General features: G+C 68.0%; 3 protein-coding genes. 1 reads left to right on the forward strand and 2 read right to left on the reverse strand.

All coding sequences use genetic code 11. The features are described 5' to 3' along the window. Nucleotides 1–56 precede the first annotated feature (56 nt). Nucleotides 57–3,500 carry a CARDB domain-containing protein gene (locus ACZ6MZ_RS10965; protein ID WP_469351096.1) on the reverse strand — a complete coding sequence of 1,148 codons (3,444 nt, stop codon included), beginning with the start codon at nucleotides 3,498–3,500 and terminating at the stop codon, nucleotides 57–59. A gap of 532 nt (nucleotides 3,501–4,032) precedes the next feature. Between ACZ6MZ_RS10965 and ACZ6MZ_RS10970 the strand changes: the two genes are divergently transcribed. Beyond that, on the forward strand, nucleotides 4,033–5,235 hold the full coding sequence (locus ACZ6MZ_RS10970; protein WP_469351097.1) for a YncE family protein: 1,203 nt from the start codon (nucleotides 4,033–4,035) through the stop codon (nucleotides 5,233–5,235). Between the two features lie 69 nt (nucleotides 5,236–5,304). Here ACZ6MZ_RS10970 and ACZ6MZ_RS10975 read toward each other — a convergent pair whose 3' ends face one another. Beyond that, a complete protein-coding gene (locus ACZ6MZ_RS10975; protein WP_469351144.1) occupies nucleotides 5,305–12,561 on the reverse strand; it encodes an Ig-like domain repeat protein in 7,257 nt (2,418 codons plus the stop codon). Nucleotides 12,562–12,606 lie beyond the last annotated feature (45 nt).

Here is a 12,606-nt window from a genome sequence, read left to right on the forward strand (position 1 = left end):
CCCGCACAGCAGCAGGTGCGGAGCGAGGTCGGCCTCGCTCCGCACCTGCTCGGATCTCAGCGTCGGGTAGCCGACTTCCGATCCGGTGCCCTTGCCGCTCCGGCACCGCCCGTGATCACGAAGCCCGACCCCGGCTGGGTGACGATGTTGCCGTCAGCCGAGTTGGTTATGGTCACGTTGGTCAGCGTCGCGCCACCGCGAGCGCCGCTCATGGCCAGAATGCCGGCGCCGTTGTTGGACTTGTCGATCTTCACATTGTTGATCACTACGCCCGGCATGGTGCCGCCACCCGTCTTGAACTGGATGCCGTCGTAGGTCGAGTCGTAGATGTCGGTGTCCCGGATGGTGACCCCGGTGATGTCCCGGCTCGCCGCGAAGAGCGTGATGGCGCCGAACTCCTGGTCTTCGTTCCAGAAGGCGCCACCGGTGCGGTGGAGGGCGTTGTTGGCGATCAGGGTCTGCCCGGAGAAGGGCAGGGGGTCGTGGTCGGTCGCCAGCATGATGCCCGGGTAGTTCGCCGTGTCATAGATCAGGTTGTTCTCGATCTTGTTGCCGTAACCGCCGTAGACCGCGATACCGGTCGCCCGCCAGGGCAGTTGGATGGTGTTGTTGACGAAGGAGTTGTCGTGCGCGACGTCGACCGTCGTGTCCTTGACGTACCGGTTCGCCCAGACCGCCAGGGAGTCGTCGCCGGTGGTGCGGAACGAGGAGTTGAACACCCGCGAGTTCCGCGCGCCGTTGGTGAGGTTGATGCCGTCGGCGTACGTGTTGCGGATACGCATCCCGGTGAACTCAAGCCCATCGGCAGGCCCCCACAGGGCCGGGATGTTGTCGTAGTCACGACCGGCCCAGACGCCCACGTTCGCGTGCTCGATCCACACGTTGGCGATCTTGGTGTTCTTGCCGAACCGCCCGTTCAGGCCCACCCCGCCCTCGGCGCCGCCCGGGCCGCCGCGGATGGTGCCGGAGCCGAAGATGGCGATGTCGGAGATCTGGGTGTTGTCGTCGATGTCGAAGCCGAAGTTGCCCTCGTGCGGGTGGTTGATGCTGCCCACCGCCTGGTGCGGCTCGGTCAGCGTGTAGAGCTGGGAGTGCCACATTCCCGCGCCGCGGATCGTGACGTTGCTGATGCCGACCTGGTTGTACTGACCCCGGTCCAGCGGGTCGTCGGTCAGGATCTTCTTCTCCTGCCGCCACTGCCCCGCCGGAATCCACACGCAGTCGATGACGTCCGTCTGGTTGTCCGTGACCGCCCGCTGGATCGCGGTCGTGTCGTCGATCCCGTCGTTGGGCACCGCCCCGTACGCCGTGATCGAGGTGCACTCGGCGGGCTTACTCGTCGGCGGCGCCACCTGCTCCAGGTCGATCATGTCGATGACGTAGAAGGAGGCGTTGTCACCCGCGTCGCGCTGCAACTTGAACTTGGTGCCCGCCGGATAGGTCGTCGGCAGCAGCGAGTTCGACTCGTCGAACAGCCGCCGGGCGTCGGCCTGGGGCGTGTTCGTCAGCGCTTCGGGGCCGTCGGTGTCGCCGTACAGCCAGCTGTGCTTGGAGGTCAGCGTCAGCTTCTTGACGAACGTGTCGTTGACGTAGAGGCCGATGGTGGCTTCCGCGCCGCCGCCGTTCGGAGCGTCGGGAACGGAGTTGCGCACCACGATCGAGTTCGACGGGTTGGTCGAGGTGAACTCGACGAACTGGCCCGTACTGTTCAGCCGCACCGACTTCCGGCCCGACGACTCGCTGGCGAAGTTGGTGTGCCCGAAGGTGCGCTCCGCGTCGGCCTCCAGCAGGGTGCCCTGGTACCTGGCGGCCTCCGCCTCGTACTCGACGTACGGGACCGCCGCACCGCGCCCGACCACGATCGAGCGTGAGAACGCGTTGTTGGTCTCGTTGGTCTCGGTGACGACGTTGGTCGCGTCCGCGGTGGCGACGATGGTGGCGCCGCCGTTGGTGGCGGTCCACGTGCCGTTGACGTTCACATTGGCCGTCGCGCCGGCCGCGATCGACGGGGTGTTGGTGTTGAGCGTGGTGCCGCCCACCGCCACGCGGGTGACCGTGGTGACGCCGGACGCGGTGGTCCCGCGGTTCTTCACCGCCACGGTGAACTGGACCGCCGCGCCGACGGCCGGATTCTGCGGGGTGGAGCTGATATCGAGCACCTGCAGGTCGGGGCCGGGACTCTGGCCGACCACCAGCTGCGCGGTAGCGGTGAAGCTGTTGTTGTCGTTGTCCTGCTCGACGATCGTGTCGGTCGGGTCCACCACGGACGTGACCCTGTAGCTGCCCTCCGCCCGCTTCCCGACGGCGACCTGGACGGTGGCCGAGGCACCCGCGGCGAGCCCGCTCACCGGGGCGCTGCCCGCGACGACTGCGCCCACGCTGACGTTCACCGTGGTGGCGCCGGAGGGCGCTGTGCCCACATTGCGTACGGTCGCGCTCACCGTGGTCGCGTCGGTCTCCACCGGGGAGGCGGGAGTCCACGACAGCGCGGTGACCGTGAGGTCCGGGTTGGGTGCCGGGACTCCGATGACCTGGATCTCGGCGACCTGTCCGCCGGTCGCGCCGGTGTTGCTGAAGATCTGGAGCTGCACGTCGGCGGCGCGCCCGGTGACCGGGATCGTCACGGAGTTCTGGTTCGTCGACGGGTTGAAGGAGTAGTCGGCCCGGGCCTTCAGGGAAGTGAAGCCGGTGGCGCCCTGGGCGCGGCCGAGGACCTGGATGTTCTGCGTACGGGAGCCCCATGCCGCGTCGGGGTTGAGCTTGACCACGACCGACGTGATGTCGGCTTCGGCTCCGAGCTTCACCGTCAGCGTCGACGGGTGTCCGGCGGACTCCCAGTAGGTGTTGAGCTTGTCGTCGTTGGCGTTGGCCGCGACGAACGTGTGGACCGTCGACGACGCCTCGATCGGCTTGCCGCGGGCCAGATCGGAACCGTCCTCCGCGCCCGGGTCCTCACCCGGGTCCTCGCCGGGGTCCTCACCCTGCGGGCCGTAGATCCCGAACTCGGAGACCTGCGCGGCGGGCCAGCCCGTGTTGCCGGTGATGTTCAGCCGTACGTACCGGACGCTCGCGACGGGGAAGTCGATGGTGACGGTGTTGGCCGAGGCCGGGGCGAACGCCCGCCCCTGCGACGCGGAGAGGGTGCTGAAGGTGTTCCCGTCGGTGCTGCCCTGGACGCTGAGGGCCTGGGTGCGCGCTTCCCACGTGGTCGGCAGCTTCAGCACCACTTGGTCGACGCTGACGGCGCTGCCGAGGTCGATCCGAATCCATTGCGGGAAGGAGTTGGACGGTCCCTCCCAGTACGTTGCCTGGTTGCCGTCGGTGACGTTGGCGGCGGGATGACTCCCCTCGGATCCGCCGGCCAAGGCCGACCTGCCCAGGGACAGGTTGGGACGTTCGGCCGCGGAGGCGGAGGCGGAGATGGGCAAGAGCCCGACGGCGATCAGGCCGGCCATGACTATGCCGGTGATCAGCCGCCGGATGGGCTGCTTCCGTTTCATCGGGTCCTCTGTTCGGTTGGAACGAGAGCGCGGGCGGCCCGCAGGACCGGGCCGAGCGGTGGGACCGGAGCAGGCAGGTCGGGCCCCTGCCATGAAGTTGCAGAAAGATTCTTAGAAAATTGAGCCAGTTGCCCAGTTTTTTGCGAGTCAAAGGTTGCAATCATGTCACCGGTTTGTCAACGGTTTCCGCACGCCGATCGACTGGTTGGCGCGTCCCGGCCGGTCCGCGGCGGCGCGGCGTGATCATTTACGTGCGGTCGGGGACCGGGCTCGTACGCGTATCGGCCGATGGGCGATCTTTGTCCCCGTGGGTCCGCGCGGTTCGCGAAGTCCCCGAGGTCCGCTCGCGAGGTGGCAGGGGGCTGTTGATCCGCCGCTGCGTCCTTCTGGCCGAACTCTCGTGGCGAGTGGCAAAGGGGCATCACAGGATGGCTGCTGGCGGATCGAGCCATGACGGCTGAATCGGCTCGCCGCGCCGTCCCCATCTTCTTTCCCGGCTCCGACGACGAGCCACAGCCTGTCAGGAGACACGATGCCTCTCGCCCGTAACGTGCCGCAGCAGTCAAAAGCCCTGGAGCGGAGGCCCCGCAAGGCGCCGTGCCCACGGCGGGGAACGTGGGCGGTGGGGCTCGCCGCGGCGCTGTTCGCCGGCCCGCTGCTCGGAACTTCACCTGCCTGGGCGGAGGCCGAACCGGTGCCGGCATCGCGCGATGCGGCGGAGCTGACGCACGGGACCGCTCAAAGCGACGCCGGGGACGGCGGGCTGGGTGGGCAGGGCGGCAGAGGCGGACGGCCCGTCTATGTCGTCAACCAGGGATCGAACAGCGTGTCAGTGATCAATCCTGCCGGGGACATCGACACCGTCCGCGTCGGGAGCAGTCCGTTCGAGGTCGCTGTTGACGGCCGGCACCGCCGCGCGTTCGTGGTCAATCATGGCTCAAACAATGTGTCGGTGATCAATACGAGCAGGAACAGGGTGACCGCCACCATCCCCGTAGGGAGCGGTCCGTTCGGGATCGCCGTCGACAGCCGGCGCAGCCGTGCCTACGTGGCCAACCGGGCCGCCGGGACGGTGTCGGTGATCAATACCGCCACCAACGCCGTGACCGCCACCATCGCGGTCGGCGGCAACCCGTTCGCGGTCGCTGTCGACCATGAGCGCGACCGGGCGTACGTCACCAACATGCTGTCCGGGACGGTGTCGGTGATCCGGACGGCCACCAATACGGTGATCGCCACCGTTCCCGTCGGCAGCACGCCCGCTGGAATCGCCGTGGACCGGGGCCGTGCGTACGTGACCAACCAGGGCTCGAACAGCGTGTCGGTGATCAATACGGCCGGAAACACGGTGACCGCCACCATCCCCGTCGGCGGTACTCCGTTCGGGGTGGCCGTCGACGGCCGGCACCGCCGCGTGTACGTGGCCAACCAGGCGTCAAACAATGTGTCGGTGATCGGAACCGCCACGAATACGGTGACCGGCACCATCCGCGTCGGCACCGCGCCCGTCGGAGTCGCCGTGGACGAGCGCAGCGACCGCGCTTACGTCACCAATCTTCTCTCCAACAACGCGTCAGTGATCAATACGGCCAGGAACAGGGTCATCCGCACCACCCGGGTCGGCACCGGCCCGGCGGGCGTGGCGATCGGCTGCGGACCACACCACCGGAACGGGACCGACGAAGACGCCGCGGGTGCGCCGGCGGGCCGGCAGGAGCAGGCCGAACAGCGCTGACCTCATCCTTCCGAAGCATGCAAGCGCCCCGGCGCAGCTCAACGAGCTGGCCGGGGCGCTTTGCCATGCCTACGGGGTGACCGTCTGGGTGTCGATGGGCGAGGTGGAGGTGATGAAGCTGCTGCTGCCGTTGTATACGGCGGTGAGGCTGTGGGTGCCGACACTGAGGGTGGATACGGAGAATGTGGCGACTCCGCCGGTGAGTGTGGACGTGCCCAGGAGGGTGGCGCCGTCGAAGAAGTCGACGGTTCCGGTTGGTGTGCCGACTCCGGGCGCGGTGGCGGTGACGGTGGCGGTGAGGATTTTGGTCTGGCCGAAGACGGAGGGGTCGGGTGCCGAGGTGAGCAATGTGCTGGTGTTGGCCTTCGTGACGGTGGTGGTGATGGTGGGTGAGGTCGAGGCGGTGAAGTTGCCGTCCCCGTTGTAGATGGCGCGCACGCTGCGGGTGCCTGCCGGTTGGGTGGAGGTGGTGAGGGTGGCGACTCCGCCGGTGACGGGCACGGGTGCCTGGGGGATGCCACCGATGAAGAAGGTCACGGTCCCGGTCGGCGTCCCGGCTCCTGGCGCGACGGGGGTGACGGTGGCTGTCAGCGTCTTGGGCTGCCCGAAGACGGACGGGTCGGGCGAGGCGCTCACAGCAGTGGAGGTGCTGGCCGAGCCGACCGTTTGGGTGTCCACCGGTGAGGTGGAGGTCGTGAAGTTGCTGTCCCCGTTGTATACCGCGGTGAGGCTGTGGGTGCCGACGGTGAGGCTGGATACGGAGAAGGTGGCGACTCCGCCGGACAGGGTGCTGGTGCCGAGGAGGGTTGCGCCGTCGAAGAAGTCGACGGTTCCGGTGGGTGTGCCGGCTCCGGGTGCGGTGGCGGTGACGGTGGCGGTGAAGATTTTCGCCTGGCCGAAGACGGACGGGTCGGGTGCCGAGGTGAGCAATGTGCTGGTGCCGGCGGGGGTGACCGTCTGGGTGTCGATGGGTGAGGTGGAGGCGTTGAAGTTGCTGTCTCCGGCGTATACGGCGGTGAGGCTGTGCGTGCCGACACTGAGGCTGGATACGGAGAAGGTGGCAACCCCGCCGGAGAGTGTGCCCGTTCCCAGGAGGGTGGCGCCGTCGAAGTAGCTGACGGTTCCGGTCGGGGTGCCGGCTCCGGGTGCGGTGGCCGTAACAGTGGCGGTGAGGGTTTTCGCTTGCCCGAAGACGGACGGGTCGGGGGCCGAGGTCAGAACCGTACTGGTGTTGGCGGTAGTGACGGTCTGGGGGTCGGTGGGCGAGGTGGAGGCATTGAAGTTGTTGCTGCCGTTGTATACGGCGGTGAGGTTGTGGGTGCCGACGGTGAGGGTGGATACGGAGAAGGTGGCGACCCCGCCGGACAGGGTGCTGGTGCCGAGGAGGGTGGCGCCGTCGAAGTAGCTGACGGTTCCGGTGGGTGTGCCTGCTCCGGGCGGGGTGGCCGTGACGGTGGCGGTGAGGGTTTTCGCCTGGCCGAAGACGGAGGGGTCAGGGGCCGAGGTCAGCAGGGTGCTGGTGTTGGCCTTGGTGACGGTGGTGTTGATGGTGGGTGAGGTCGAGCCGGTGAAGTTGCCGTCCCCGTTGTAGGTGGCTCGTACGCTGCGGGTGCCGGCGGGCTGGGTGGAGGTGGTGAGGGTGGCGGCTCCACCGACGAGAGGCACGGGCGGCTGGGGGATGCCGCCGAGGAAGAAAGTGACGGTTCCGGTCGGCGTCCCGGCTCCTGGCGCGACGGGGGTGACGGTGGCCGTCAGCGTTTTGGGCTGCCCGAAGACGGAGGGGTCGGGCGAGGCGGTCACAGCCGTGGAGGTGTTGGCCTTGGTGACGGTCTGCGTGTCCACGGGTGAGGTGGAGCCCGCGAAGTTGGAGTCTCCGCTGTAGACGGCGGTGAGGCTGTGCGTGCCTGCGCTGAGGGTGGACACGGAGAGGGTGGCGACTCCGCCGGAGAGGGTGGAGGTGCCGAGGAGGGTCGCGCCGTCGAAGAAGCTGACGGTTCCGGTCGGCGTCCCGGCGATGGAACTCACGGTGGCAGTGAGGATTTTGGTCTGGCCGAAGACGGAGGGGTCGGGGGCCGAGGTGAGCAGGGTGCTGGTGCTGGCGGTGGTGACTGTTTGGGTGTCCACGGGTGAGGTGGAGGTGGTGAAGTTGCTGTCTCCGCTGTAGACGGCGGTGAGGCTGTGGGTGCCGACGCTGAGGGTGGATACGGAGAAGGTGGCAACCCCGCCGGAGAGGGTGCCGGTGCCGAGGAGGGTTGCGCCGTCGAAGAAGTCGACGGTTCCGGTGGGTGTGCCGACTCCGGGCGGGGTGGCGGTGACGGTGGCGGTGAGGATTTTGGTCTGGCCGAAGACGGAGGGGTCGGGGGCCGAGGTGAGCACTGTGCTGGTGCCGGCGGTGGTGACGGTCTGGGTATCCACGGGTGAGGTAGAGCCGTCGAAGCTGCTGTCACCGCCATAAACCGCGGTGAGGCTGTGGGTGCCGACGCCCAGTGCCGAGGTGGTGAGGGTCGCGACTCCACCGGTAAGGGTGCCGGTGCCGAGGAGAGTGGCGCCGTCGAAGAAGTCGACGGTTCCGGTGGGTGTGCCGGCTCCTGGTGGGACGGCGGTCACGGTGGCGGTGAGGGTTTTGGCTTGCCCGAAGACGGAGGGGTCGGGGGCGGATGTGAGTGCCGTGGTGGTACTCGCCGTGGTGACTGATTGGGTGTCGATGGGTGAGGTGGAGCCGGTGAAGTTGGAGTCCCCGCTGTAGACGGCGGTGAGGCTGTGGGTGCCAACAGTGAGGGTGGATACGGAGAGGGTGGCGACTCCGCCGGTGAGTGTGCCCGTGCCCAGCAGGGTGGCGCCGTCGAAGAAGCTGACGGTTCCGGTGGGTGTGCCGGCTCCGGGTGGGGTGGCGGTGACGGTCGCGGTGAGGGTTTTGGCTTGGCCGAAGACGGAGGGGTCCGGCGCCGACGTCAGGGCGGTACTGGTGCCTGCGGCCGTGACGGTCTGGGTGTCTACGGGTGAGGTGGAGGTCGTGAAGTTGGGGTCTCCGCTGTAGACCGCGGTCAGGCTGTGGCTGCCGACGCTCAGCGTCGAGGTGGTCAGGGTGGCGACTCCGCTGGAGAGCGTGCCGGTCCCCAGAAGGGTGGCGCCGTCGAAGAAGTCGACGGTTCCGGTGGGTGTGCCGGCTCCGGGTGGGGTTGCGGTGACGGTGGCGGTCAGGATCTTGGCCTGACCGAAGACCGAAGGATCGGGGGCCGATGTCAGCGCTGTGCTCGTGCCTGCGGTGGTGACCGTCTGGGTGTCCACGGGCGAGGTGGAGCCGTCGAAGCTGCTGTCGCCGCTATAAACCGCGGTGAGGCTATGTGTGCCGACGCCCAGCGCGGAGGTGGTGAGGGTCGCGACGCCGCCGGTGAGGGTGCCGGTGCCGAGGAGGGTGGCGCCGTCGAAGAAGTCGACCGTTCCGGTGGGGGTGCCGGCTCCGGGTGGAGTGGCCGTGACGGTCGCGGTGAGGGTTTTCGCTTGCCCGAAGACCGACGGGTCTGGCGCCGAGGTGAGTGCTGTGCTGGTGCTCGCGGTGGTGACGGTCTGGGTGTCGACCGGTGAGGTAGAGCCGTCGAAGTTGCTGTCTCCGCTGTAGATGGCGGTGAGGCTGTGGGTGCCGACGCTGAGGGTGGAGACGGAGAGGGTGGCGACCCCGCCGGAGAGGGTGGACGTGCCCAGCAGGGTGGCGCCGTCGAAGAAGCTGACCGTTCCGGTCGGGGTTCCCGCTCCGGGTGGAACTGCGGTGACAGTTGCGGTGAGGATCTTGGCTTGGCCGACGACGGACGGGTCCGGGGCCGAGGTGAGTGCTGTCGCCGAGTCAGCACTGGTGACGGTTTGGGTGTCGACCGGCGAAGTCGAGCCATTAAAGCTGCTGTCGCCGTTGTAGACGGCGGTCAGACTGTGGGTGCCGACGCTCAACGTCGAGTTGGTGAGGGTGGCGACCCCGCCAGTGAGGGTGCCTGTGCCCAGGAGGGTTGCGCCGTCGAAGAAGTCGACGGTTCCGGTCGGGGTTCCCGCTCCGGGTGCGACTGCGGTGACGGTGGCGGTGAGGACCTTGGGCTGCCCGAAGACGGAGGGATCTGGCGCCGAGGTGAGTGCTGTCGCCGTGTCGGCGGTGGTGACGGTTTGGGTGTCGACCGGCGAAGTTGAGCTGTTGAAGCTGCTGTCGCCGTTGTAGACGGCGGTCAGGCTGTGGCTGCCGACAGTGAGGGTGGAGACGGAGAGGGTGGCGACTCCGCCGGTGAGGGCGGACGTGCCCAGGAGGGTAGCTCCGTCGAAGAAGCTGACGGTTCCGGTAGGTGTGCCGGCTCCGGGTGGGACTGCGGTGACGGTGGCGGTCAGCGTTTTGGCTTGGCCGAAGACGGAGGGATCCGGCGCCGACGTCAGTGCTGTGCTGGTGTTGGCCGTGCTGACCGTTTGGGTGTCGACCGGTGAGGTTGAGGTGTTGAAGTTGGTGTCGCCGTTGTAGACGGCGGTGAGGCTGTGGCTGCCGACGCTGAGGGTGGAGACGGAGAGGGTGGCGACGCCGCCGGTGAGGGTGGACGTGCCCAGCAGGGTGGCGCCGTCGAAGAAGTCGACCGTTCCGGTCGGGGTGCCAGCTCCCGGTGGGACGGCGGTGACGGTGGCGGTGAGGGTTTTGGCTTGGCCGAAGACGGAGGGGTCCGGTGCTGACGTCAGCGCTGTGGCTGTGTCAGCAGTGGTGACCGTCTGGGTGTCCACGGGCGAGGTGGAGCCGTCGAAGTTGGTGTCCCCGCTATAGACGGCGGTGAGGCTGTGGCTGCCGACGCTCAGCGTGGACACGGTGAGCGTGGCGACTCCGCCGGTGAGGGTGGAGGTGCCGAGGAGGGTGGCTCCGTCGAAGAAGTCAACGGTTCCGGTCGGGGTGCCAGCTCCCGGTGGGACGGCGGTGACGGTGGCGGTGAGGGTTTTGGCTTGGCCGAAGACGGAGGGGTCGGGGGCGGATGTGAGTGCTGTGGTGGTATCGGCGGTGGTGACTGTCTGGGTGTCGACCGGTGAGGTTGAGGTGGTGAAGTTGCTGTCGGCGTTGTAGATGGCGGTGAGGCTGTGGCTGCCGACGCTCAGCGTGGATACCGACAGGGTGGCGACTCCGCCGGAGAGTGTGCTCGTACCCAGGAGGGTGGCGCCGTCGAAGAAGTCGACGGTTCCGGTCGGGGTTCCCGCTCCTGGTGGGGTGGCGGTGACGGTGGCGGTGAGGGTCTTGGCTTGGCCGAAGACGGAGGGATCTGGCGCCGAGGTGAGAGCTGTGGTCGTGTCAGCAGCGGTGACTGTTTGGGTGTCGACCGGCGAAGTCGAGCTGGTGAAGTTGCTGTCGCCGTTGTAGACGGCGGTGAGGCTGTGGCTGCCGACGCTGAGGCTGGACACCGACAGGGTGGCGACGCCGCCGGTGAGGGTGCTCGTACCCAGCAGGGTGGCGCCGTCGAAGAAGTCGACGGTCCCGGTCGGGGTGCCGGCTCCTGGTGGGGTGGCGGTGACGGTGGCGGTCAGCGTTTTGACCTGGCCGAAGACGGAGGGGTCTGGCGCTGACGTCAGGGCGGTGCTGGTGCTCGCGGTGGTGACGGTCTGGGTGTCCACGGGTGAGGTGGAGCCGTCGAAGTTGCCGTCGCCGCTGTAGACGGCGGTGAGGCTATGTGTGCCGACGCTCAGCGCGGAGGTGGTGAGGGTGGCGACTCCGCCGGTGAGGGTGCTGGTACCGAGGAGGGTGGCGCCGTCGAAGAAGCTGACCGTACCCGTCGGTGTCCCGGCCCCGGGTGGGACAGCGGTGACGGTGGCGGTCAGGATCTTGCCCTGACCGAAGACCGAAGGATCGGGGGCCGACGTCAGCGCTGTGGTTGTGCCTGCGGTGATGACCGTCTGGGTGTCCACGGGTGAGGTGGAGGTCGTGAAGTTACCGTCCCCGCTGTAGACGGCGGTGAGGCTATGTGTGCCGACGCTCAGCGTCGAGGTGGTCAGGGTGGCGACTCCGCCGGAGAGCGTGCCTGTGCCCAGAAGGGTGGCGCCGTCGAAGAAGTCGACGGTTCCCGTTGGAGTGCCGGCTCCTGGCGGGGTGGCGGTGACGGTGGCGGTCAGCGTCTTGGCCTGGCCGAACACCGACGGGTCCGGCGCCGACGTCAGTGCTGTGCTGGTGCTCGCGGTGGTGACGGTCTGGGTGTCCACGGGTGAGGTGGAGCCGTCGAAGCTGCTGTCCCCGCTGTAGACGGCGGTCAGATTGTGGCTGCCGACGCTCAGCGCGGAGGTGGTGAGGGTGGCGACTCCACCGGTCAGGGTGCCTGTGCCCAGAAGAGTGGCGCCATCGAAGAAGTCGACCGTTCCGGTCGGAGTGCCGGCTCCCGGTGGGACAGCAGTGACGGTTGCAGTGAGGGTCTTGGCCTGGCCGAAGACGGAGGGGTCTGGGGCCGAGGTCAGGACTGTGCTGGTGCTCGCGGTAGTGACGGTTTGGGTGTCCACCGGTGAGGTGGAGGTCGTGAAGTTGGTGTCTCCGCTGTAGACGGCGGTGAGGCTGTGGGTGCCGACGGTGAGGGTGGATACGGAGAGGGTGGCGACTCCGCCGGTGAGGGGGGAGGTGCCGAGGAGGGTGGCTCCGTCGAAGAAGTCGACGGTTCCGGTGGGTGTGCCGGCGGTGGAACTCACGGTGGCGGTAAGGATTTTGATCTGGCCGAAGACGGAAGGGTCGGGCGCCGATGTGAGAGTCGTCGTGGTGGCGAAGGGAACGGTCTCAGCGACAGTGACCGTGTTGTCACCGGAGTTGGCCACGTAGGCGTGCAGCCCGTCCGGGGTGATCGCCACCCCGATCGGTGCCACGCCGACGGGGATGGTGAAGGTGGTGGCGTTGGTGGCGGTGCTGATGACGCTGACCGTGTCCTCGTTCTGGTTGCTCACGTAGACGTGCAGGCCGTCGGGGGAGACGGCCACGCCGAACGGGGTGGTGCCCACCGGGATGGTGGCCGTGACGGTGTTGGTGGCGCTGCTGATCACGCTGACCGTGTCGTCACCCGAGTTGGCCACATAGACGTTGAGACCGTCCGGCGTGACCTCCACATCAAGAGGCGCGGTTCCCACCGGGACGGTCGTGGTGACCGTGTTGGTGGCGGTGCTGATGACGCTGACCGTGCCGTCACCCGAGTTGGTCACATAAACAAACAGACCGTCCGGAGTAGTTGCGACGCCGAGGGGAACCGCTCCGACGGGGATGGTGGCGGTGACGGTGTTGGTCGCGGTGCTGATCACGCTGACCGTGTTGTCGCCGGAGTTGGTCACGTAGACGGACAGGCCGTTGGGGGTGATGGCCGCTTCGAGTGGAACGGCTCCGACGGGGACGGTCGCGGTGAC

Source organism: Streptomyces sp. NPDC042201 (genome assembly GCF_055582185.1).